Below are 22,500 nucleotides of genomic sequence, written 5' to 3'. Positions count from 1 at the left end.
GCCCCGCCCCCCCCCCGCCCGGGGGGGGGGCCCGGGCCCGCCGCCCCGCGCGGGGGGGGGGGCAAATATTCGCTTTTTGTTGGGCCCCCCCCGCGGCCCGCGTCCGGTTCAGGAGTAGACCGGCCCGGTGAACTTCTCGCCCGGGCCCGAGCCCGGGGCGTCCGGGACGAGCGAGGCCTCGCGGAAGGCCAGCTGCAGCGAGCGCAGGCCGTCCCGCAGCGGTGCCGCGTGGAAGTTGCTGATCTCCGGGGCGCCGGCGGTGACCAGACCGGCCAGCGCGGTGATGAGCTTGCGGGCCTCGTCGAGGTCCTTGTCCTTGTCGCCGCCCTCGGCGAGACCGCACTTGACGGCCGCGGCGCTCATCAGGTGCACCGCGACGGTGGTGATCACCTCGACGGCCGGGACCTCGGCGATGTCCCGGGTGAGGTCGTCGAAGCCGATCGCCTCGTCGTCCGCGGCGGGGTTCTGGGTGGGCTCGCTGCTCAAGGGGGGCTCGTTCCGTCGTGCCGGTGTCCGTACAGGGTGTCCGTACAGAGGGAGCGTACAAGCCGGGCCGGGCGGGGGCGGAATGGCGTTCGATCCCCCGGGGCTGTATGCTTCGAGACTGACCGGCCAGGCGTCCTCAGGGAAGCCCGGCCAGCAAGAGGAGGCTCCACCCAGGAGGCCCGAGAGGGCAACCACGACAGTCTCCCACCCGAGCGGCCTCGCGGTCGACGGGTCCGGTCCGCGACGGGCGCCCAGCGCCGACAGTCGCCGCAGCACCCCTCACCGGGTGTCGCCCCCGGTTGTGTGGAGCCCCGCTTGTACCGAGCGGGGCTTTTTTCGTGTCGCGGTGTGGGCGCAGGGATCCACAGCGCAGCACGAATGAAGCCCCGCCCAGTGGTCGAGTCCACTACGTGCGACCGCCGTCCGACGGCCGCATCGCAGAAGGTGCAACCGAGGAGGCCCCATCAGCACCGAGCCCCGCATCAACGACCGGATTCGCGTCCCCGAGGTGCGACTCGTCGGTCCCAGCGGCGAGCAGGTCGGCATCGTGCCGCTTGCCAAGGCGCTGGAGCTCGCGCAGGAGTACGACCTCGACCTGGTCGAGGTCGCGGCGACCGCCCGGCCGCCGGTGTGCAAGCTCATGGACTACGGCAAGTTCAAGTACGAGTCGGCCATGAAGGCCCGTGAGGCGCGCAAGAACCAGGCGCACACGGTCATCAAGGAGATGAAGCTCCGGCCGAAGATCGATCCGCACGACTACGACACCAAGAAGGGTCACGTCGTTCGGTTCCTCAAGCAGGGCGACAAGGTCAAGATCACGATCATGTTCCGTGGTCGTGAGCAGTCCCGCCCCGAGCTGGGCTTCCGTCTGCTCCAGCGGCTCGCCGACGACGTCCAGGACCTGGGCTTCGTCGAGTCGTCGCCGAAGCAGGACGGCCGAAACATGATCATGGTCCTCGGCCCGCACAAGAAGAAGACCGAGGCGATGGCCGAGGCCCGCGCCCTCGCCGACGCCCGCAAGGCCGAGCGTCAGGGCCGGACCCCCGGTTCCGACGCCGCCGCGGACTCCGAGGAGCTCCTCGAGGCCCAGGACGAGGTCCTGGAGTCCGAGGACGTCGCCGAGGACCTCGCCGAGGCCCAGGACGCCGCCGCCGAGACGGAGGCCCCCGAGGCCGCCGCTCCGGTCGAGCAGCCGGCCGAGGCCTCCCAGGGCGCCTGACCTTCCCCGGTCAGAGCGGCCCGGGAGACCGGCCACCAGGGTGACGGGGCGTCCCGCCCGGTCACCACAGATCCATCCTTCACGCCCGCGCGGCGCACACCGCGCGGGCGTGGACGGACCGACGAGGAGATACGGCGACATGCCGAAGCAGAAGACGCACAGTGGCGCCAGCAAGCGCTTCAAGATCAGTGGCTCTGGCAAGGTGCTGCGCGAGCGCGCCGGCCGCCGCCACCTCCTGGAGCACAAGCCCTCGACGCTGACCCGCAAGCTGGCCGGGACGGTCGAGCTGGCCCCCGCCGACGCCAAGAAGATCAAGAAGCTTCTCGGCAAGTGATCGCCCTCCCGCCCGGCGCCAGCCGTGTGCGGGGCAGCTGATCCTTCCCGACCCATTCGAATGACGGACCACGTGAAGTAGTCCGTGGTCCTACCCAAGGAGTAATCAAGTGGCACGCGTCAAGCGGGCAGTGAACGCCCACAAGAAGCGCCGGGTCATCCTGGAGCGCGCCAGCGGCTACCGCGGCCAGCGCTCGCGCCTGTACCGCAAGGCCAAGGAGCAGGTCACCCACTCGCTGGTCTACAACTTCAACGACCGCAAGAAGCGCAAGGGCGACTTCCGTCAGCTGTGGATCCAGCGCATCAACGCTGCGGCCCGTGCCAACGGCATCACCTACAACCGCTTCGTGCAGGGCCTGAAGGCCGCCAGCGTCGAGATCGACCGCAAGATGCTGGCCGACCTGGCCGTCAACGACCCGGGTGCGTTCGCCGCGCTCGTCGAGGTCGCCCAGAAGGCGCTGCCGGCCGACGTCAACGCCCCGAAGGCCGCCGCCGACGCCGCCTGATCCTCGGATCAGTTGTGTTGAGCTGACCGGACCCGCAGGCTCGATCCTGCGGGTCCGGTTTTGCGTTACCGCACAGACGCCAGTACAGAGACGAGACCATGCCGAGCACCGACACGCCCCTGCTCACCTCCCTGCGCTCGCCGCGCGTCATCGCCGCCCGGAGGCTCGCCAAGCGCAGCCAGCGCGGCAAGGAGCGCCGCTTCCTCGTCGAGGGCCCGCAGGCCGTGCGCGAGGCCGTCGCGTACGGGCGGCTGCCGGGTTCGGGCGAGCACGCCGTGGTCGAGGTGTACGCCACGGTCGAGGCCGCCGAACGGCACGCGGGGATCGTCGAGGCCGCGCTGGCCGAGGGGCTGCCGGTGCTCACCGCCACCGACGAGGTGATCGCCGGGATCTGCGACACCGTGACCCCGCAGGGCATCGTCGCCCTCTGCCGCTTCATCGACACCCCGTTCGCCGACGTGCTGGCCGCCCGGCCGAAGCTGGTCGCCGTGCTCGCCCACGTCCGCGACCCCGGGAACGCCGGCACCGTGCTGCGCACCGCCGACGCGGCCGGGGCCGACGCCGTGGTGCTCACCGACGCCTCCGTGGACCTCTACAACCCGAAGGCCGTCCGGGCCTCGGTCGGCAGCCTGTTCCACCTCCCGGTGGCCGTCGGCGTACCGGTCGAGGAGGCGATCGGGCGGCTGCGCGAGGCCGGCGTGCGGGTGCTCGCGGCCGACGGCGCGGGGGAGCGCGACCTCGACCGGGAGCTCGACGAGGGCACCCTGGGCGCGCCCGGCGCATGGGTGTTCGGCAACGAGGCGTGGGGGCTCCCGGAGGAGACCCGCGCGCTCACCGACGAGGTCGTGCGCGTCCCGATCCACGGGCACGCCGAGAGCCTCAACCTGGCCACCGCCGCCGCGGTCTGCCTGTACGCCTCGGCCCGCGCCCAGCGCTCGCCCGGCGGGTGCCGCGCGGCCGTCCGGTAGCGCCCGCGGTCCGCTCGCGGCGGCGCCCGCCGTCCGGCCCCGCCCGGCCGCCGGCGGTCCTCCCGCCCGCCCGGGCACCGCGCCCCGTCCGGCCGCCCCGGGGCGGTCCCCCGGCGAGCGCCCGGGAACGGGCGCCGCGCGCCGTCGTGCCGACCGCGCCGGGAACTCGTCGTGGGCCCTATTACCCGAGGCTGGGAGGCGCTAGGGTCTGCCTCGGTGGGGGGAAAGACACGGTGGGTAATCGGGGAGGACACCCATGGTCGGCAGCGGGCCAGAGCTCGACCCGGACGACCTGCCGGACGGCCTGGTGGTCGCCGACGCGTTGGGCCGGGTGGTCTGCTTCAACCGCGCCGCCGCCCGGCTGACCGGCATCCACCCGGGGGCCGCCCTCGGCAGCGGACTGGAGGACGTCCTCCCGCTGGAGGACCTCGACGGCCGCCGCTGGTGGCAGCTGACCGACCCGTACGGCGGCCTCGCCGTCCGCACCAGCCAGCCGGAGCGCAATCTGCTGCTGCCCGGCGGCCGCGAGGTGCTGGTCTCCGCCCGCTACGTGCGGGCCCGCCCCAAGGGGCCGGTGGAGAAGCTGGTGATCGCCCTGCGCGGCACCGAGGCCCGCCGCCGCACCGAGCGCAGCCACGCCGAACTGATCGCCACCGTCGCGCACGAGCTGCGCTCGCCGCTCACCAGTGTCAAGGGCTTCACGGCGACCCTGCTCGCCAAGTGGGAGCGGTTCACCGACGGGCAGAAGCGGCTGATGCTGGAGACCGTGGACGCGGACGCCGACCGGGTCACCCGGCTGATCGCCGAGCTGCTGGACATCTCCCGGATCGACGCCGGCCGGCTCGAACTGCGCAAGCAGGTGGTGGACCTGGCCGCGGCCGTCCGCCGGCACGTCGAGCGCAAGGTCGCCACCGGCATTCCCGAGGACCGCTTCGACATCCGGATCGGCGAGCCGCTGACGGTGCTGTGGGCGGACCCGGACAAGGTCGACCAGGTGCTCGCCAACCTGCTGGAAAATGCGGTGCGCCACGGCGAGGGGACTGTCACCATCGAGGTGGCACCGGCCAAGGAGGTCGTCGAGGCCCCCGTCTGGGAGCGCCCCGGCACCCCGCCCCGCATCGTGGAAGGCACAGCGGTCACCGTGAGCGACGAAGGAAGCGGTATCCCCGAAGAGGCGGTCCCACGCGTCTTCACCCGCTTCTGGCGCGGCTCCAGGCGCGGCGGCACCGGTCTCGGCCTCTACATCGTCAAGGGCATCGTCGAGGCCCACGGCGGCTCGATCCGGGTGGACCGCGCGCCCGGCGGCGGCGCCCGGTTCCGATTCGTCCTGCCCGCCGGGATCCCCGACTTCATGCTCTGAACGAGCAGCGGCGCCCTGCCCAGCGGGGCGCGGTCGGTCCACGGGCGGGCTTGACGGCGGTCGCGCTACGCGCTGCGACTACACTCGACCTTTGGCGTTGTGGAACGCCCTGCGCGGCTGTGCCGCGGACAACCCACCTCCCCCGTTCGGAGACCGGCTGCCCGTGCCCCGGCCACGCCGGGCGTGACGCGGTGGCCCCCTCCTGCCCGTCGGCGGGCCCGGAGGGCGCACGAGCCCCCTTACCTGAGCACGGACGAGCAGGAGCACGGGAAGATAGAGATGTCGGCACCCAACAAGTCGTACGACCCGGTAGAGGTCGAGGCCCTCAAGCCCGAGGTGGTGGAGGCGGCCCGGGACGAGGCGCTCGCCGCGTTCGCCGCCGCCACCAGCCTCGACGAGCTGAAGCAGGCCAAGGTCGCCCACACCGGCGACCGTTCCGCGCTCTCCCTCGCCAACCGCGAGATCGGCGCCCTGCCCCCGCACGCCAAGGCCGCCGCCGGCAAGCTGATCGGCCAGGCGCGGGGCGCCGTCAACCAGGCCCTCGCCAAGCGGCAGGGCGAACTGGAGGCCGAGCGCGACGCGCGGGTGCTGGTCGAGGAGGCGGTGGACGTCACCCTGCCCTACGACCGCACCCCGCGCGGCGCCCGCCACCCGCTGACCACGCTGGCCGAGCGCATCGAGGACACCTTCGTCGCGATGGGCTACCAGGTCGCCGAGGGCCCCGAGGTCGAGGCCGAGTGGCTGAACTTCGACGCCCTCAACCTGGGCCCGGACCACCCGGCCCGCTCCATGCAGGACACCTTCTTCGTGCAGGCGCCGGACGGCTCCGCCGACTCCGGCGTGGTGCTGCGCACCCAGACCTCCCCGGTCCAGGCCCGCACCCTGCTCGACCGCGAGCCCCCCGTCTACGTGGTCTGCCCCGGCCGGGTCTACCGCACCGACGAGCTGGACGCCACCCACACCCCGGTGTTCCGGCAGGTCGAGGGCCTCGCCGTGGACGAGGGCATCACCTTCGCCGACCTCAAGGGCACCATCGAGCAGCTGGTCTCGACCCTGATCGGCGACGGCCTGGAACTGCGCTGGCGTCCCTCGTACTTCCCGTTCACCGAGCCGAGCGCCGAGATCGACCTGCAGTGCTTCGTGTGCCGTGGCGAGTCGGTCGGCAACCCGGACCGGCCCTGCCGCACCTGCGGCTCCGAGGGCTGGATCGAGCTCGGCGGCTGCGGCGTCGTCAACCCGCGGGTGCTGGTCGCCTGCGGTGTCGACCCCGACCGCTACAGCGGGTTCGCGTTCGGCCTGGGCCTGGAGCGGATCCTGATGAACCGTCACAACGTCGCCGACATGCGCGACATGGTCGAGGGTGACGTGCGCTTCACCCTCCCGTTCGGGATGGAGATCTGATGCGCGTCCCGCTTTCCTGGCTGCGCGAGTACGTCGACCTGCCGGCCGGCGAGACCGGCCGCGACGTGGCCGAGCGCCTGGTCCGGGCCGGCCTGGAGGTCGAGACCGTCGAGCAGCTCGGCGGCGACCTCAAGGGCCCGCTGGTGGTCGGCGAGGTGCTCTCCATCGAGGAGCTGACCGGCTTCAAGAAGCCGATCCGGCACTGCTGGGTCAACGTCGGCGAGGCCAACGGCACCGGCGACCCGCAGGAGATCGTCTGCGGCGCGACCAACTTCGCCGTCGGCGACAAGGTCGTGGTCGTCCTCCCGGGCGCCGTGCTGCCCGGCCCGTTCCCGATCGCCGCCCGCCAGACCTACGGCCACACCTCGGCCGGCATGATCTGCTCCGCCCGCGAGCTGGGCATGGGCGACGACCACGACGGCATCATCGTGCTGCCGCCCGAGTACGAGCCCGGCACCGACGCGATCGAGCTGCTCCAGCTGGTCGACGAGGTGCTCGACATCGCCGTCACCCCGGACCGCGGCTACTGCCTGTCCGTGCGCGGCGTGGCCCGCGAGGCCGCCGCCGCCTACGGGCTGCCGCTGGCCGACCCGGCGCTGCTCGACGTGCCGCCGGCCAACTCCTTCGGCTACCTGGTGAAGGTCAACGACCCGGCCGGCTGCGACCGCTTCGTGGCCCGCACCGTGGTCGGCATCGACCCGGCCGCCAAGTCCCCGATCTGGCTCCAGCGCCGGCTGCAGAAGGCGGGCATCCGCCCGATCTCGCTCGCCGTCGACATCACCAACTACGTGATGCTGGAGGTCGGCCAGCCGCTGCACGCCTACGACAAGCAGCGGGTGGACGGCCCGATCACGGTCCGCCGGGCCGAGCCGGGCGAGAGCCTGACCACGCTGGACGGCGTCAAGCGCACGCTGTCCGCCGAGGACCTGCTGATCTGCGACAACAGCGGCCCGATCGGCCTGGCCGGCGTCATGGGCGGCGCCTCCACCGAGATCCTCGACCCGGCCGCCGGCCCGGGCACCACCGAGGTGATCATCGAGGCGGCGCACTTCGACCCGGTCGCCATCGCCCGCGGCGCCAAGCGGCACAAGCTGCCCTCCGAGGCGTCCAAGCGCTTCGAGCGCGGCGTCGACCCGGAGGCCGCCCGCGCCGCCGCGCAGCGCGCCGTCGACCTGCTGGTGCTGATCGCCGGCGGCACCGCCGAGGCCGGTGTCACCGACATCGCCGCCCCGCACCCGGTGCGCACCATCACCATCGCCGCCGACCTGCCCGACCGGGTCGCCGGCACCGGGTACGGCCGCGAGACCGTCACCCGGCGGCTGCAGGAGATCGGCTGCTCGGTCTCCGGCGCCGACGTCCTGGAGGTCACCCCGCCGACCTGGCGCCCCGACCTCACCGACCCGTACGACCTCGCGGAGGAGGTCATCCGGCTGGAGGGGTACGACAACGTCCCCGCCCGGATGCCCACCGTGCCGCCGGGCAAGGGCCTGACCGAGGCGCAGCGCACGCACCGCCGGGTGGGCGTGGCCCTGGCCGGCGCCGGCTACGTCGAGGTCAACAACTACCCGTTCGTCGGCGAGGCGTCCTTCGACGCGCTCGGCCTGGAGCCGGACGACCGCCGCCGCCGGACGGTGACGCTGGTCAACCCGCTCAACGACGAGGAGCCGGGGCTGCGCACCACGCTGCTGCCGGGCCTGCTCGGGGCGCTGCGCCGCAACATCGGCCGCGGCAACACCGATCTGGCGATCTTCGAGACGGGGACGGTGTTCCTGCCGAAGGACGAACTGTCGGTCGCCCCGCGCCCGGCCGTCGACCGCCGTCCCAGCGCCGAGGAGCTGGCCGCGCTGGACGCCGCGCTGCCGCACCAGCCGCGCCGGGTCGCGGTGGCGCTGGCCGGTGAGCGGCTGCCGTCCGGCTGGTGGGGCAAGGGCTCCGCGGCCGGCTGGGCCGACGCGATCGAGGCCGCCCGCGCGGTGGCCCGGGCCGCCGGCGTCGAGCTGGAGGTGCGCCGCGGGCAGCTGCTGCCCTGGCACCCGGGCCGCTGCGCCGAGCTGGTCGTGGCGGGCACCGACCGGGTGGTCGGCCACGCCGGCGAGCTGCACCCGCGCGCCGTCAAGGCGCTGGGTCTGCCGGAGCGCACCGCCGCGATGGAGCTCGACCTGGACCTGCTGTCCGCCGACGGCGCCGTGCGGGTCGACGGCCCGCCGGTCTCCGGCTTCCCGGTGGCCACCCAGGACGTCGCGCTGATCGTCGACGCGGCCGTGCCGGCCGCCGAGGTCGAGGCCGCGCTGCGGTCCGGGGCCGGCGAGCTGCTGGAGGCGATCCGGCTGTTCGACGTCTTCACCGGCGAGCAGGTCGGCGAGGGCCGCAAGTCGCTGGCGTACGCGCTGCGGTTCCGCGCCGCGGACCGGACGCTGACCGCCGACGAGGCGAGCGCCGCCCGCGAGGCGGCCGTCGCCGAGGCCGTCGCCCGCACCGGCGCGGTGCTGCGCGGGGCCTGACGGCCCGTCCACCCAGCGGTACGAGGGCCCCGACCGGACCACCGGTCGGGGCCTTTCGCATGACCGGGCCCGCAAAGATGGCGCCAGGCCCTTGCGCGGTGGCGGGCGTGAACGCTTCAATCTAGTTAGGAAACTTTCCTAACTCTCCTCGTGCGTCCGGAGACCCCCATGCCCCGGACCGGGAAAACGGAGCCCCCCTCATGCGACTGAAGCACCCCACCGCCAGGCTCGCTCTCGCCGCCCTGCTGGTCGCCGTCCCGGCCAGTGTCGCCGCCGCCGGCACCGTCCACGCCGCCCCGGCCCCCGCCGCCGCCACCCGGCTCGCGGCCGTCGGCCTGGACGACCCGCACAAGAAGGACATCGCGATGCAGCTGGTGTCCAGCGCCGAGAACTCCTCCCTCGACTGGAAGTCCCAGTACAAGTACATCGAGGACATCAAGGACGGCCGCGGCTACACCGCCGGCATCATCGGCTTCTGTTCGGGCACCGGTGACATGCTCGACCTGGTCGAGCACTACACCGACCTCAAGCCGGGCAACATCCTCGCCAAGTACCTGCCGGCGCTGCGCAAGGTCAACGGCACCGAGTCGCACTCCGGCCTCGGCTCCGCCTTCGAGAAGGACTGGGCCACGGCCGCCAAGGACAGCGTCTTCCAGCAGGCCCAGAACGACGAGCGCGACCGCGTCTACTTCAACCCCGCGGTCAACCAGGCCAAGGCCGACGGCCTGCGCGCGCTCGGCCAGTTCGCCTACTACGACGCGATCGTCATGCACGGCCCCGGCGACAGCACGGACAGCTTCGGCGGCATCCGCAAGGCCGCCATGAAGAAGGCGAAGACCCCCGCCCAGGGCGGCGACGAGGCCACCTACCTGAAGGCCTTCCTGGCGGCCCGCAAGACCGTGATGCTGAAGGAGGAGGCCCACTCGGACACCAGCCGGGTGGACACCGAGCAGACGGTCTTCCTCAACGCCAAGAACTTCGACCTCAACCCCCCGCTGAAGTGGAAGGTCTACGGCGACAGCTACACCATCAACAGCTGACGGGCCGCCGGGGGGTGGTGGCGGGAGGCACGGCGGCGGCCGGGCCTCCCGCCACCGGCGTGCCGGTGGGGCCGAACGGGTCGGCGGGGGCGAGCGTCCCGGTGGGGGCCGAACGGGTCGGCGGGGAGCGGTAATTCGGATGACGCCCGAACACGTGCGCTGGTAGCGTCCCCGACGTGGCAAAGCTGAACCAGATCATCGCCGTCGAAAAGGGCGTCAAGTCGAAGTCCTTCCAGGAGCTGACGCAGTCCCACCAGGATCTGCAGAAGGCGCCGTTGCTGGCCGGCATCTCCCGGACGTACCAGCCCAAGGACGAGGAGGGCGAGCAGCTCCCCCCGGAGTCCACCCGGGTCCAGGTCAAGGCCGAGGACGTCCTGCGGGCCACGGCCACCACCCTGACCAGGCTGTTCGACGTCGTCGCGACCAAGGACTGGGCCAACACCACCGCCCGCGCGGACGTGGTGGTGGACGGCCGCACGCTGGTCGCCGACGCGCCGGTCACCTACCTGCTCTTCCTCGAGAAGCAGCTCACCGACCTGCGGACCTTCGTCCGCAAGCTGCCCGTGCTGGACGCCGCCGAGGCCTGGAGCCACGACCCGTCCACGGACTCCTGGAAGACCGAGGCGGTGCGCACCAACCGGACCAGGAAGGTGCCGCGCAACCACGTCAAGGCCGAGGCGACCGACAAGCACCCGGCCCAGGTCGAGGTGTACTACGAGGACATCGCGATCGGCTACTGGACGACCGTGAAGTTCTCCGGGGCGCTCCCGGCCCGGCGGGTCAACGAACTCGTCGAACGGGTCGAGAAGCTCCAGCAGGCCGTGCAGTTCGCCCGCGAGGAGGCCAACGGGGCCGAGGTCGACGACCGCAGGGTGGGCGACGCGGTGTTCGGCTACCTGTTCGGGTAGCCCCATGATCGCCCCCGGGTGAGACCGGGGGTGGCGCGAAGAGCGCAAGCTGATACTGACGTTGAAGCTGATACCGGGGAAATGGTGGGGGTTCGATTCCCTCCTCCGGCACCACCTGCCGGAGTGGCCCAAATGGCAGAGGCGCCCCGTAAGACTCAGACTCTCGCTCAAGAATCAGCATTCGCCGCCGAGCGCCGGATCGACCGGGTGTGTGCTACAGCGTGGGTTGCGGGTTCGACTCCCGTCTGCGCCTCTCCGTGGCGCGGTAGCTTCAATGGCAGAGCAACGTTGTAAAACTGACCCACACCCTTAAACGTGCCGGTGCAGAGCAACTGGGTGGCACACCAGGGGCCCGGGAGCTGGATACCGCTCCCGGGCCCCGTCACGTCCGCGGCCGGTCGGTCGTCGGACCGGCTGTCGGACCGGCTGTCGGACCGGCTGTCGGGAAGGGGCAGGCCGTCAGGCGTACCCGCTCCCGGGCGGACCGGCCGTCAGGCGGTCGCGGTGTAGTCGTAGAAGCCCCGGCCCGACTTGCGGCCCAGCAGGCCCGCGTCGACCATCCGGGACAGCAGCGGCGGAGCGGCGTACAGCGGCTCCTTGTACTCGTCGTACATCGACTCGGCGATGGAGACGATGGTGTCCAGGCCGATCAGGTCGCACAGCCGCAGCGGGCCCATCGGGTGGGCGCAGCCGGCCTCCATGCCCTTGTCGATGTCGGAGGCGGTGGCCACACCGGTCTCGAACATCCGCACCGCCGACAGCAGGTACGGCACCAGCAGCGCGTTGACCACGAAGCCGGCCCGGTCCCGGGCGCGGATCGGGGCCTTGTGCAGCACCTCGACGGCGAAGGTCTCGGCCCGGTCGGTGGTCGCCGACGAGGTGGTCAGGGTCGGGATCACCTCGACCAGCTTCTGCACCGGCGCCGGGTTGAAGAAGTGCAGGCCGATCACCTGCTCCGGACGGGAGGTGGCGGCGGCCAGCTTCACGATCGGGATCGAGGAGGTGTTGGAGGCGAGGATCGCGTCCCGGCGCTCGACGACGCGGTCCAGCGTCTCGAAGATCTTCACCTTGATGTCCTCGCGCTCGGCGACCGCCTCGACCACCAGGTCGCGGTCCGCGAAGTCCGCCAGGTCGACGGTGAAGGACAGCCGGCCCAGCGCCTCGTCCTTCTGCTCCTCCGTCAGCTTGCCGCGCTTGACCGCGGTCTCCAGTGAGTTGGTCAGCCGGGTGCGCCCGAACTCCAGCGCCTCCCCGCTGGCCTCGGCGACCAGGACGTCCAGCCCCGCCCGGGCGAACACCTCCGCGATGCCCGACCCCATCAGGCCGCAGCCGATCACTCCGACGCGCGCGATGTCACTCACTCAGTTGCCCTTCGGTGGTGCTGGGGGTCGCCCAGCGACAGTGGCCCAGCAGCTGCTGTTCGGCGGTTCGGGGGCACCGGTATGTGCGGACCGGTGCACCGTCCCGACGACGTTACTACTCCCTACCGGCGAGTAGGTCATCCCCTCCCCGGGCGGAACGGCCGGTCCCCGCCCCCAGGTCGTCCCGACCGCGTCCCCGGCGTCCCTTCCCGTCCGGTGCCCGCTCCCGTCCCCGTCCGCTGCCCGTCCCGCCCACTTCCGCCGCCCGTCCCGTCCCGTTCCGCTCCCGGTGGCGCTCCCGGTGCCGCGCCTGCGCCGAACGGGTGGGCCCGCCCGCGTCGCGCGCCCGCCCGGGTACCGCCCCCGCGCGCCGGGGGACAGAATGCGGGCCGGACAGCGGGTGGCCGGGGACACGCGAAGGAGCAGGGGCATGCCGACGGGATCGCTCACGGGACAGGTCGCCCTGGTCACCGGCGCCGGCCGCGGCATCGGCCGGGAGATCGCGGTCGGCCTCGCCGCCGAGGGCATGGCCGTCGGCCTGGTCGGCCGCACCCACGAGACCCTCACCGACACCCTCAAGGAATGCGTCCGGCACGGCTCGCGCGGCGTCGCCGTCACCGCCGACGTCACCCGCCCGGGCTCGGTCCGCGAGGCCGTCCGCGTCGTCGAACGCGACCTCGGCCCGATCGACCTGCTGGTCAACAACGCCGGCCGGACCGACCCGGTCGAGGTCCCGCTCTGGGAGAGTGACGTCAACCAGTGGTGGCAGGTCGTCGAGGTCAACCTGCGCGGCCCCTACAACCTGCTGCGCTGCGTCCTGCCCGGCATGGTCGACCGCCGCCGCGGCCGCGTCGTCAACCTCAACTCCGGCTTCGCGCTGCGCCCCGAGGGCCGGTACACCGCGTACGCCACCTCCAAGGCCGCGCTGCTCCGGCTCTCCGACAACCTGGCCGACTCGCTCGCCGAGCACGAGGTCGTCGTCCTGGACATCAGCCCCGGCGCCGTCGCCACCGACATGACCGCCGGGATGCCGATGTTCCGGGACATGAAGGCCTGGGGCTCCGTCCCGTACGTGGTCGCCGTCGTCGTGGACGCCGCGCGCGGGCGCTTCGACGCGCTGCACGGACGGTTCATCCACGCCGGGCGGGACAATCTGGAGGAGCTGGTTCGCCGCGCGGAGGAGATCCGCGCGGCGGACGCCCGGACGCTGCGGCTGCGTGCCTACGGGCCGGACGACCCGATGGGCTGACCGGGTGCCGGGACGGGTGCGACGGGGCACGGGCGCGACCGGGTGCGGGTGCGACGGGGCACGGGCGTACTGGTGTCACTGCGCGCGGGCGGGACGGAGTACGCGAGGGGCGCTCAGAGGCCGGCGAGCGCCGCCAGCTCGTCCAGTTCCCCCGGCGTGAGCGAACCCGGCGCCCGCCCGGTCCGGGCGAACTCCCCGGCCAGCCGCTGGAGCCCCTCGTTCAGCGGCGCCGCCGCCCCGTGCAGCCGCGCCAGCAGGACGATCTCGCCGTTCAGGTGGTCCGCCTCGATCGACCCCGTCCCGCGCGCCAGGCTCTGCCAGGACGAGGACCCGGTCCGCTCCTCGCCCTCCACCGGCTCCAGCCGCAGTTCCTTCCCGCAGGTGCGCGCCAGCTCGTCCGGATCGCCGTGGGGAATGCCGGCGGCGGCCAGCACGGCCGCCCCCTCGGCGGTCACCCGCCGGTAGAGCGCCTCCAGCCGGCCGTCCGCCGACCCCCCGCCGTACGGGCCCCGCCCGGCCACCGCGTCCAGCGCGTTGCCGAGGTTGCCGAGCAGCTTGGTGTACTTCCAGCGCGCCACGTCCGCGTCCACCGGCGCGCTGAACCCCGACCCGCCGAGGTCGGCGGCGATCGCGGCGGCCCGCCCGCCCCCGCTGCCGGACGGGTACCCGCCGAGCCGCAGGATCCCGCTCACCGGGGTGCCGTTGGCGCTCACCCGGCCCGGCGCCACATGGGTCGAGGGCATCCACACGAACACCGCCAGCACCTCGCGGAACAGCCGCAGCGCGACCCGCTCGTTCTCCACGCCGTTCTGCGCGCACACCAGCGGCAGCCGCTCGGCGGCCGTCCCGCCGCCCGCCACCGGGCGCGGCGCCCACTCGGCCAGCACGGCGGCGGTGTCCTGCGACTTCACGGCGAGCACCAGCACGTCCTCCGGCCGCAGCGTCAGCTCCGTCGGCCCGCCGACCGCCGGGATCCGCAGCGTCCGGGTGCCCCGCGGCGTCCCGAACCGCAGTCCGTCCGCGCGCAGCGCCTCCAGGTGCGCGCCGCGCGCCACCAGGACCACCTCGTGTCCACCCTCGTGCAACCGGGCACCGATCGTGCCGCCCACCGCACCCGCCCCGATGATGATGTACCGCATGCCGGAAGCATCCCACGCGCCCGCAAGCCCTCGCGGGGCCGGACGGGCCGCCCGGACGCCCCGCCCGGGCGGGGCCCGCCGGGAGGGATCAGGCGCAGAGGCGGCTGGCGGTCACGGGGGTCAGACCGGCCTTCGCGAGGCCGTCGAGGATGCCGGGCAGGGCGTCCACCGTGCAGCGGTGCCCCAGGTGCAGGGCCACCACCGAGCCGCCGCGCACCGAGCCGAGCACCCGCCGCTGGAGTTCGGCGGCGGTCGGGTCGGCGTAGTCGCGCGGGTCCACGTCGAAGGCGAGCACGTGCTCGTAGCCGACCGCCCGGGCCTGCTCCCGCACCATCGGCGTCGCGTACTGGGCGGCGGACGGGCGGAACCAGCGGCCGATCGAGCCGGTCAGCCGCTGCAGCCGCTCCGCGCACTGGGCGATCTCCTCGCGCGCCCGGTCCGGCGGCAGCGCCGAGATGTTCTGGTGGTTCTGGGTGTGGTTGCCCAGCTCGTGGCCGCCGTCCAGGATCCGCCGGGCCATCTGCGGCTGCTGGTCCAGCCAGCTGCCGACCACCATCACGGTGAGGCCGACGCCGCGCTTCTCGGCGGTCTCCAGCAGCGCCGTGGCCAGCGCCGGATCGCCGCTGCCGTGGAAGGTCAGCGCGACGTTGCGGCCGCCGCGGGGCCCGTACGCCACCTCGACCGGTGTACCGGGCGCCAGTGGCGGCAGCACCGGCGGGACGGGCGGCGCGGTGGCGGCCGCCGCCCGGGCGGCGTCCGGAGCGGGCCCGTCGGCCGGCGGGGCGGACGCGGCGGGCGTGGGCGTGGGCGAGGCGGGACCCTCGCCGGCCGGCCAGGCCGGGTCCACGGTGCCGGAGGGGTCCACCTGGCCCGGGCGCACGGCGAACGACCCCGGATCGGCCCGGCGGCGGCCGGTGTCGCCGCAGGCGGTGAGCAGCCCGCCGGCCGAGGCGAGAGCGGCCAGCTTGACGGTGGTGCGCAGAACGGTGCGCCGGTCGACAGTCATCGGCAGCCAGCATAGAGACGCTGCCCCCCGGCGGCGAACGCCCGGCGCGCCCGGCGCGGACCGGCGCCCACCGCCCCGCGCGGCATCGTTCGGATGCTGCGGAAACCTGAACTACCGCTGTATCGGCGGCATGTCGTCGGTTACGATCACGGCGCACCGTGCGGTGGGGGCCGCTCGGCGGCCGCCGCCCGCCGCACGGAGCGACGGGGGCCCGGGACGTCCGGCAGCGGACGCTCCGGCGCACAGCACGCGGCGGACACGCGGCGGACACCAGGGGGCGGAAGATGACCGAGGACACGAGCACGGCGGCCGACGTCGTGGACGCATGGGAATGGGCGCGCGCCGAGGACTGGCGGCCGCCGACGGAACTCGACACCGGAGTCCCGCACACCGCCCGGATGTACGACTACTACCTGGGCGGCAAGGACAACTTCGAGGCCGACCGCAAGGCCGCCGAGGCCGCCATCGCGGCCTACCCGGCGCTGCCGCTGCTGGCCCGCACCAACCGCGAGTTCCTCGGCCGGGCCGTGGAGTTCGCGGCCGGCCGGGGCATCCGGCAGTTCGTCGACATCGGCACCGGCATCCCGGCCGTCGGTTCCACCAGCGAGGTCGCGCAGCGGGTCGCGCCCGACGCCCGGGTCGTCTACATCGACAACGACCCGATCGTGGCCACCCACGCCCGCGCCCTGCTCGCCGGTCACCCGGCCGGCCACACCTCCGTCATCGAGGCGGACCTGCGCGAGCCCGGGGCGATCCTCGACCACCCCGCCCTGCGCGGCGCCGTCGACCTCGGCGAGCCGGTCGCCCTGATGCTGGTCGCCGTCCTGCACTTCGTCCGCGACGAGGACGGCGCCGAGCGGATCGTCCGTACCCTGCGCGACGCGCTCGCCCCCGGCAGCGTGCTGATCCTCTCCCACGGCAGCCCCGACTTCGCCTCCCGCGAGAGCGCCGCCGAGGGCACCCGGATCTACCGCAGCGCCAGCGCCCCGCTGGTGCTGCGCCCCCGTGCGGCCGTCGAACCCTTCTTCGGCGACTTCGAGTTCGTCGGCCCCGGTCTGGTCCAGCTCCCGCTCTGGCGCCCCGTCGCCGGCCACGTGCCCACCGCCGACCTCCCGGCCGGCTGGCAGGACGTCTCCGCCTACGCGGGCGTCGCGGTCAAGAACTGAGCGGCGGTCAGGCGGCGGAAGCGCGCGGACCCGTGCACGTCGACACCCCGCCGGTCCCGCCGACCGTCGCCGGACTGCTCGCGGCGGTCGCGGCCCCGCCCCGGCTGGTCGCCCACCTCGGACTGGTCCACGAGGTCGCCGGGACGCTCCTCGACGGCTGCGCCGCCCTGGGCCTGCGGGTGGACCGGGAGGCGGTGCTGTTCGGCGCCGCCACCCACGACATCGGCAAGGCCGTCCACCGCGAGGAGCTCTCGGTACCCGGCTCGCTGCACGAGCGGGCCGGGTACGAGCTGCTGCGCGCCCGCGGGGCGCCGGAGCGGCTGGCCCGCTTCGCCCGCACCCACGGCAGCTGGGGCGAGCCCGGCACCACCGTCGAGGACCTGTTGGTGAGCCTCGCCGACAAGGTGTGGAAGGACAGCCGGGTCCGCGACCTGGAGGACCGGGTGACCGACCTGCTGGCGGTCGCGAGCGGCCGTGCGCCGTGGGAGGTCTTCCTGGTGCTCGACGACCTGCTCACCGGGATCGGCGCCGACGCCCCGCGCCGCCTCGCCGTCCAGGCCGCCCACCCGGTGCAGGACAATCGCTAGCGGCCGCGCAGGCCGTCCATCTCGCGGCGGTCGCGCTTGGTGGGGCGGCCGGCGCCGCGGTCGCGCAGGCCGGGGGCGGCGACGAACTCCCGGGCCGGGCGCGGCGGGCTGTTGTCCACCAGGCAGTCGGCCGCGACCTCGGCGCCGACCCGTTTGCGGACGAGCTTGCGCACCACGACGACCCGCTCCCACCCCTCCTGGCGCACCCGGACCTCGTCGCCCGGCTTCACCGCCTGCGCCGGCTTGGCCCGTTCGCCGTTCACCCGCACGTGCCCGGCCTTGCAGGCCGCCGCGGCGGCCGACCGGGTCTTCGCCAGCCGCACCGACCAGATCCAGCTGTCCACCCGGACGTTTCCCTCGTTCTCGACCATCCGTCGAGCTTAGGCCCCGGCGCGCGGGGGCCGGTGCTCGGCGGGGACAGGCGCTCAGCGGGGACGGGTGCTCGGCGGGGGCCGGCGCTCAGCGGCGGTCGGGGGCCTCCTGGACGGCCCAGCCGTTGCCGTCCGGGTCGTTGAAGAAGACGAAGGAGTTCCACACCCCGCCGCGGCCGTCCACCCGGTTCCCGGCCTCGAAGTGCTGCACCGGGCTCACCTCGACACCGCGGGCCAGCAGCTCCTGGTAGGCGCGCTCGATGTCCGGAACCGCGAGCTGGAGCCCCTTCACCGAGCCCGCCGGTGCGTCGGTCAGGCCGGTGCCCAGCACGATCGAGCAACTGGAGCCGGGCGGCGTCAGCTGCACCACCCGCAGGCCGTCCCGGATCCGGGTGTCGTGGTCGACGGTGAAACCGGCCTGCTCCTCGTAGAAGGTCTTGGCCCGGTCGACGTCCGCGACCGGGACCACCACCACTTCCAGCTTCCAGTCCATGGCCTCGTGCCTTCCCTCGGGATCCCTCGGGCCCTTCCAGTATCGGCCGCGGCCCCGGCCCGCGCCCGGCACGGGCGGTCGGGCGGTCGGCTAGCCTGGGCCACGATGAACCGCCTCGCCGAACCGGCCGCCCCGACCCATTTCCCGACTCCCTGGGGCGAGCTCGTCCTAACCCGCTTCCCGGAGGATCCGCGCGAGCGGCTGCGCGCCTGGGACGCCGCCGACGAGTACCTGCTGCGGCACCTGGCCGGCGAGGCCGAATCGGCCGACGGCCGGGCCACCGCACTGGCCGGCCGCGCCGTCACCGTGCTCGGCGACCGCTGGGGGGCGCTCACCACCGCCCTCACCACCGCGCTCGCCACGGTGCCGGCCGCCGAGGTTGCCGCCGACGGCCCGCCCGCCGCCGTCACCCAGGTCAGCGACTCGCACCTCGCCCAGCGCGCCACCCTCGCCAACCTCGCCCGGGCCGGCGCCGACCCCGCCGCGACCCGGCTGCTGACCACGCGCGACACCCCGCCGGAGCGGATCGACGTCCTGCTGGTGCGGGTCCCCAAGAGCCTCGCCCTGCTCGAGGACCAGCTGCACCGGCTCGCCCCGGCGCTCCACCCGGACACGGTCGTGCTCGGCACCGGCATGGTCACCGAGATCCACACCTCCACCCTGCGGCTCTTCGAGCGGATCGTCGGCCCGACCCGCACCTCGCTCGCGGTCCGCAAGGCCCGGCTGATCCTCTGCACCCCGGACCGGGCGCTCGACCCCGGCCCCAACCCCTGGCCGCACCGCTACGCCCTGCCCGGCGACATCGGCGCCGTCTCGGGCCGCACCGTCACCAACCACGCCGGCACCTTCTGCGCAGACCGCCTGGACATCGGCACCCGCTTCCTGCTCGCCCACCTGCCGACCGCCGCCCCGGGCGCCCGGGTGGTCGACCTCGGCTGCGGCAACGGCGTGGTGGGCACCGCCGCCGCGCTGGCCGCCCCCGGGGCCGAACTGCTCTTCGTCGACGAGTCGCACCAGGCGGTGGCCTCCGCCGAGGAGACCTTCCGCGCCAACCTCGGCCCGGACGCCCGGGCGGAGTTCCGCACCGCCGACGCGCTCGCCGACGCGGACGTGCCGGCCGGCTCGGTGGACCTCGTCCTCAACAACCCGCCGTTCCACTCCCACCAGGCCACCACCGACGCCACCGCCTGGCGGATGTTCACCGGCGCCAAGCGGGCGCTGCGCCCCGGCGGCGAGCTCTGGGTGGTCGGCAACCGCCACCTCGACTACCACGTCAAGCTCCGCCGGCTGTTCGGCAACTGCCGGACGGTCGCGGGCAATCCGAAGTTCGTGGTGCTGAAGGCCGTCAAGCGCTGACGGCCGCCGCCGTCAGCGGGGCCCAGGCCACCGGCACGTCCCGCATGACCAGCGCGCAGTCCAGCTCGGCGCTCCCCGGGGGGAAGCGCTCCGGGTCGTCGAAGAAGGACGAGACGGCGGACTCCACCCGGCAGGCCTCCAGCCGCCAGGCGTCGGTGTGCAGTTCCGTGCCGTCCAGCCGCACGCCGCCGTCCCGGGTCGGGGAGAAACCCCGGGAGCTGCACCGGAAGAAGGCGGAGGCCTCGGCCAGACCGTCGAACAGCCGGCTCGCGGGCAGTTCCGCGGCGAGCTCGACGGCGACCTCGGCCCGGAGGCCGCCGTCCCGGGTCGCGAAGGCGACCCGCAGCCGGTCGGCGCTCTCGTCCACCGTGAAGTCGGCGCGGCCGTGCTCGCCGGGGAAGATCCGGCCGCCGGCCCGGGCATTGAGCCGGGAGCCGGTGTCGCGGCGCGGGATGTGGACGCCGGTCTCGACGCCGTCCGGCCCGTCCCACTCGACGGCGATCCGGTGGGCGGCGTTCTCGCTGCGCAGCCCGAACGGCGCGGGAGCCCAGGCCGGGCGGACCCGGCCGAGCCGCAGCGGGCAGAGGCCGGCGACGGCGTGGCCGCGCACCAGCTGCGGACGCAGCGGGGCGGGGAGCAGCCGGGCGGCCGCCTCGGGGGACCAGGCCGGGCCGGGCCGGACCGGGCCTGTTCCCGGGTCCTGTTCCGGCCTCCGGTGCTCCTTGCATGAATGTTCGGTACTGCGTATATTCATGCCTCGACGAAGGAGGAACGCCATGGCATTGCGAGTCGCCGTCGCCGGCGCGAGCGGGTACGCGGGCGGTGAGGTGCTGCGCCTGCTGCTCGGCCACCCGGAGGTCGAGATCGGGGCGCTGACCGGCGGCTCCAACGCGGGCACCGCGCTGGGACTGCTCCAGCCGCACCTGCCGGCCCTGGCCGGCCGGATCCTCGAGCCCACCACCCCCGAGGTGCTGGCCGACCACGACGTGGTCTTCCTGGCCCTGCCGCACGGGCAGTCCGCCGCCGTGGCCGAGGCGCTCGGCGAGAACGTCCTGGTCGTCGACTGCGGCGCCGACTTCCGGCTCCGGGCCGCCTCCGACTGGGAGCAGTTCTACGGCTCCGCGCACGCCGGCACCTGGCCCTACGGCCTGCCCGAGCTGCCCGGTCACCGCGACGCGCTCAAGGGCAGCAACCGGATCGCCGTCCCCGGCTGCTACCCGACGGCAGTCTCGCTGGCGCTCTTCCCCGCCTACGCGGCCGGCCTCGCCGAGCCCGAGGCGGTGGTGGTCGCCGCCTCCGGCACCTCCGGCGCCGGCAAGGCCGCCAAGACCCACCTGCTCGGCAGCGAGGTGATGGGCAGCGTCAGCGCCTACGGCGTCGGCGGCGTCCACCGGCACACCCCGGAGATGGCCCAGAACCTCACCCCGCTCGCGGGCGAGCCGGTCAGCGTCTCCTTCACCCCCACCCTGGTCCCGATGCCGCGCGGCATCCTCGCCACCTGCTCCGCGAAGGCCCGGCCGGGGGTGGGCGCCGAAGAACTGCGCGCCGCCTACGCCGAGGCGTACGCGGACGAGCCGTTCGTCCACCTGCTCCCCGCCGGGCAGTGGCCGCAGACCAGCAGCGTCTACGGCGCCAACACCGCGCTGGTGCAGGTCGCCCTGGACGCGGCGGCCGGGCGGATCGTGGCGATCAGCGCGATCGACAACCTGGTCAAGGGCACCGCCGGCGGCGCGGTGCAGAGCATGAACATCGCCCTCGGTCTGCCCGAGGAGCTCGGCCTTCCCGTGAACGGAGTCGCACCGTGACCGACCACCAGAACATCGGCGTGACCGCCGCCCGGGGCTTCCGGGCCGCCGGTGTCACCGCCGGGATCAAGGCCTCCGGCACCCCGGACCTCGCCCTGGTCGTCAACGACGGCCCCTCGCTCGCCGCGGCCGGCGTCTTCACCTCCAACCGGGTCAAGGCCGCCCCCGTGCTCTGGTCCGAGCAGGTCCTCAAGGGCGGCACCGTCTCCGCCGTCGTCCTCAACTCCGGCGGCGCCAACGCCTGCACCGGTCCGCTGGGCTTCCAGGACACCCACGCCACCGCCGAGAAGGTCGCCGAGGAGCTGGGGCTGAGCGCCGGCGAGGTCGCCGTCGCCTCCACCGGCCTGATCGGCGTCCGGCTGCCGATGGACATCCTGCTGCCCGGTGTCGCCACCGCCGCCGCGGCGCTCGACACGGCCGGCGGCGAGGCCGCCGCGATCGCCATCAAGACCACCGACACCGTCCACAAGACCGCGCAGGTCACCAGCCCGGCGGGCTGGACGGTCGGCGGCATGGCCAAGGGCGCCGGCATGCTCGCCCCGGGCCTCGCCACCATGCTGGTCGTGCTCACCACCGACGCCGACGCCGACGCGGGGACCCTGGACACCGCGCTGCGCGCCGCCACCCGCACCACCTTCGACCGGATCGACTCCGACGGCTGCATGTCGACCAACGACACCGTGCTGCTGCTCGCCTCCGGCGCCAGCGGCACCGCCCCGGAGCCGGCCGAGTTCGACGAGGCGGTGCGCGCGGTCTGCGCCGACCTCGCCCGGCAGCTGATCGGCGACGCCGAGGGCGCGAGCAAGGACATCCGGATCGACGTCACCGGCGCCGCCACCGAGGACGAGGCCGTCGGCGTCGCCCGGGTGATCGGCCGCAACAACCTGCTCAAGTGCGCCATCCACGGCGAGGACCCCAACTGGGGCCGGGTGCTGGCCGCGATCGGCACCACCGACGCCGCCTTCGACCCGGACCGGCTGGACGTCGCGATCAACGGCGTCTGGGTGTGCCGCGACGGCAGCGTGGGGGAGGACCGGGACCTGGTCGACATGACCGGGCGCGAGGTCGTGATCACCGCGAACCTCAACGCCGGCGGGGCCGCCGCCACCCTGTGGACCAACGACCTCACCGCCGACTACGTGCACGAGAACAGCGCCTACTCCACCTGACGGCGGGCCGGCCCGCCGGCCGACCGTCCGACCGCCGCCACCCGAGCCGGGGGACCAGAACCGTGAAGATCGCACC

The 22,500-nt window shown here is 74.1% G+C and carries 22 protein-coding genes; 15 read left to right on the top strand and 7 right to left on the bottom strand.

Annotated elements, in window-relative coordinates; genetic code table 11:
• Window positions 1-108: 108 nt before the first annotated feature.
• Window positions 109-486 carry a DUF1844 domain-containing protein gene (locus ACIPYS_RS16180; RefSeq protein ID WP_093862777.1) on the bottom strand — a complete coding sequence of 126 codons (378 nt, stop codon included), beginning with the start codon at window positions 484-486 and terminating at the stop codon, window positions 109-111.
• 463 nt (window positions 487-949) lie between these two features.
• Between ACIPYS_RS16180 and infC the strand changes: the two genes are divergently transcribed.
• The 9 genes from infC (at window position 950) to ACIPYS_RS16135 (ending at window position 10,722) form a co-directional block, all read left to right on the top strand.
• Entirely contained in the window at window positions 950-1,705 is a 756-nt protein-coding gene (gene infC / locus ACIPYS_RS16175) for a translation initiation factor IF-3 (RefSeq protein WP_093862778.1), read from the top strand.
• 139 nt (window positions 1,706-1,844) lie between these two features.
• On the top strand, window positions 1,845-2,039 hold the full coding sequence (gene rpmI / locus ACIPYS_RS16170) for a 50S ribosomal protein L35 (RefSeq protein ID WP_030055648.1): 195 nt from the start codon (window positions 1,845-1,847) through the stop codon (window positions 2,037-2,039).
• A gap of 109 nt (window positions 2,040-2,148) precedes the next feature.
• Complete coding sequence (gene rplT, locus ACIPYS_RS16165) at window positions 2,149-2,544, top strand: 50S ribosomal protein L20 (protein WP_030395970.1); 396 nt, start codon at window positions 2,149-2,151, stop codon at window positions 2,542-2,544.
• A 98-nt stretch (window positions 2,545-2,642) separates the two neighbouring features.
• Complete coding sequence (locus tag ACIPYS_RS16160) at window positions 2,643-3,512, top strand: RNA methyltransferase (protein ID WP_093862779.1); 870 nt, start codon at window positions 2,643-2,645, stop codon at window positions 3,510-3,512.
• Between the two features lie 256 nt (window positions 3,513-3,768).
• Window positions 3,769-4,872, top strand: a complete 1,104-nt coding sequence (locus ACIPYS_RS16155; RefSeq protein WP_093862780.1) for a sensor histidine kinase KdpD — start codon at window positions 3,769-3,771, stop codon at window positions 4,870-4,872.
• Window positions 4,873-5,151: 279 nt separating this feature from the next.
• On the top strand, window positions 5,152-6,273 hold the full coding sequence (gene pheS / locus ACIPYS_RS16150; RefSeq protein WP_093862781.1) for a phenylalanine--tRNA ligase subunit alpha: 1,122 nt from the start codon (window positions 5,152-5,154) through the stop codon (window positions 6,271-6,273).
• Window positions 6,273-8,774 carry a phenylalanine--tRNA ligase subunit beta gene (pheT, locus tag ACIPYS_RS16145; protein WP_093862782.1) on the top strand — a complete coding sequence of 834 codons (2,502 nt, stop codon included), beginning with the start codon at window positions 6,273-6,275 and terminating at the stop codon, window positions 8,772-8,774. Before pheS ends, pheT begins: the two co-directional genes overlap by 1 nt.
• A gap of 200 nt (window positions 8,775-8,974) precedes the next feature.
• The gene (locus tag ACIPYS_RS16140) at window positions 8,975-9,814 is read left to right on the top strand and encodes a chitosanase (RefSeq protein ID WP_093862783.1); all 840 of its coding nucleotides are present in this window, start codon (window positions 8,975-8,977) and stop codon (window positions 9,812-9,814) included.
• 176 nt (window positions 9,815-9,990) lie between these two features.
• Window positions 9,991-10,722: a hypothetical protein gene (locus ACIPYS_RS16135; RefSeq protein ID WP_093862784.1), complete on the top strand. Its 732-nt coding sequence runs from the start codon at window positions 9,991-9,993 to the stop codon at window positions 10,720-10,722.
• A 491-nt stretch (window positions 10,723-11,213) separates the two neighbouring features.
• On the opposite strand, the gene ACIPYS_RS16130 is transcribed toward ACIPYS_RS16135, so the two are convergent.
• Window positions 11,214-12,083 carry a 3-hydroxybutyryl-CoA dehydrogenase gene (locus tag ACIPYS_RS16130; protein ID WP_093862785.1) on the bottom strand — a complete coding sequence of 290 codons (870 nt, stop codon included), beginning with the start codon at window positions 12,081-12,083 and terminating at the stop codon, window positions 11,214-11,216.
• A 430-nt stretch (window positions 12,084-12,513) separates the two neighbouring features.
• Between ACIPYS_RS16130 and ACIPYS_RS16125 the strand changes: the two genes are divergently transcribed.
• Complete coding sequence (locus tag ACIPYS_RS16125; protein WP_400746637.1) at window positions 12,514-13,332, top strand: SDR family NAD(P)-dependent oxidoreductase; 819 nt, start codon at window positions 12,514-12,516, stop codon at window positions 13,330-13,332.
• A 113-nt stretch (window positions 13,333-13,445) separates the two neighbouring features.
• Here ACIPYS_RS16125 and ACIPYS_RS16120 read toward each other — a convergent pair whose 3' ends face one another.
• Together ACIPYS_RS16120 and ACIPYS_RS16115 are read right to left on the bottom strand one after the other, a co-directional pair.
• A complete protein-coding gene (locus ACIPYS_RS16120) occupies window positions 13,446-14,471 on the bottom strand; it encodes a ketopantoate reductase family protein (RefSeq protein WP_400746634.1) in 1,026 nt (341 codons plus the stop codon).
• 88 nt (window positions 14,472-14,559) lie between these two features.
• Window positions 14,560-15,477, bottom strand: a complete 918-nt coding sequence (locus ACIPYS_RS16115) for a polysaccharide deacetylase family protein (protein WP_400746632.1) — start codon at window positions 15,475-15,477, stop codon at window positions 14,560-14,562.
• Between the two features lie 284 nt (window positions 15,478-15,761).
• On the opposite strand from ACIPYS_RS16115, the gene ACIPYS_RS16110 reads away from it, so the two are divergent.
• Together ACIPYS_RS16110 and ACIPYS_RS16105 are read left to right on the top strand one after the other, a co-directional pair.
• Window positions 15,762-16,643, top strand: coding sequence for an SAM-dependent methyltransferase (locus ACIPYS_RS16110; RefSeq protein WP_093862789.1), 882 nt, complete (start codon window positions 15,762-15,764; stop codon window positions 16,641-16,643).
• A 32-nt stretch (window positions 16,644-16,675) separates the two neighbouring features.
• Entirely contained in the window at window positions 16,676-17,230 is a 555-nt protein-coding gene (locus ACIPYS_RS16105; protein WP_400746628.1) for an HD domain-containing protein, read from the top strand.
• Here ACIPYS_RS16105 and ACIPYS_RS16100 read toward each other — a convergent pair.
• On the bottom strand, window positions 17,227-17,601 hold the full coding sequence (locus ACIPYS_RS16100; protein WP_093862790.1) for an RNA-binding S4 domain-containing protein: 375 nt from the start codon (window positions 17,599-17,601) through the stop codon (window positions 17,227-17,229). The two genes, ACIPYS_RS16105 and ACIPYS_RS16100, sit on opposite strands and share 4 nt — an antisense overlap.
• An 88-nt stretch (window positions 17,602-17,689) precedes the next feature.
• Complete coding sequence (locus ACIPYS_RS16095; RefSeq protein WP_400746625.1) at window positions 17,690-18,094, bottom strand: VOC family protein; 405 nt, start codon at window positions 18,092-18,094, stop codon at window positions 17,690-17,692.
• A gap of 105 nt (window positions 18,095-18,199) precedes the next feature.
• On the opposite strand from ACIPYS_RS16095, the gene ACIPYS_RS16090 reads away from it, so the two are divergent.
• Entirely contained in the window at window positions 18,200-19,450 is a 1,251-nt protein-coding gene (locus tag ACIPYS_RS16090; protein WP_400746622.1) for a methyltransferase, read from the top strand.
• Here the strand turns inward: ACIPYS_RS16090 and ACIPYS_RS16085 are convergent.
• On the bottom strand, window positions 19,440-20,204 hold the full coding sequence (locus tag ACIPYS_RS16085; protein WP_400746619.1) for a DUF2071 domain-containing protein: 765 nt from the start codon (window positions 20,202-20,204) through the stop codon (window positions 19,440-19,442). The two genes, ACIPYS_RS16090 and ACIPYS_RS16085, sit on opposite strands and share 11 nt — an antisense overlap.
• A gap of 22 nt (window positions 20,205-20,226) precedes the next feature.
• On the opposite strand from ACIPYS_RS16085, the gene argC reads away from it, so the two are divergent.
• A complete protein-coding gene (gene argC, locus ACIPYS_RS16080; protein WP_400746617.1) occupies window positions 20,227-21,255 on the top strand; it encodes an N-acetyl-gamma-glutamyl-phosphate reductase in 1,029 nt (342 codons plus the stop codon).
• Window positions 21,256-21,269: 14 nt separating this feature from the next.
• Window positions 21,270-22,424 (top strand): bifunctional glutamate N-acetyltransferase/amino-acid acetyltransferase ArgJ, encoded by a 1,155-nt coding sequence (argJ, locus tag ACIPYS_RS16075; protein WP_093865239.1) that lies wholly within the window; start codon window positions 21,270-21,272, stop codon window positions 22,422-22,424.
• Window positions 22,425-22,500: the final 76 nt, after the last annotated feature.

This window comes from Kitasatospora sp. NPDC089913 (assembly GCF_044748625.1).
Classification (GTDB): domain Bacteria; phylum Actinomycetota; class Actinomycetes; order Streptomycetales; family Streptomycetaceae; genus Kitasatospora.
This window is presented reverse-complemented; position numbering and strand designations above follow the sequence as displayed.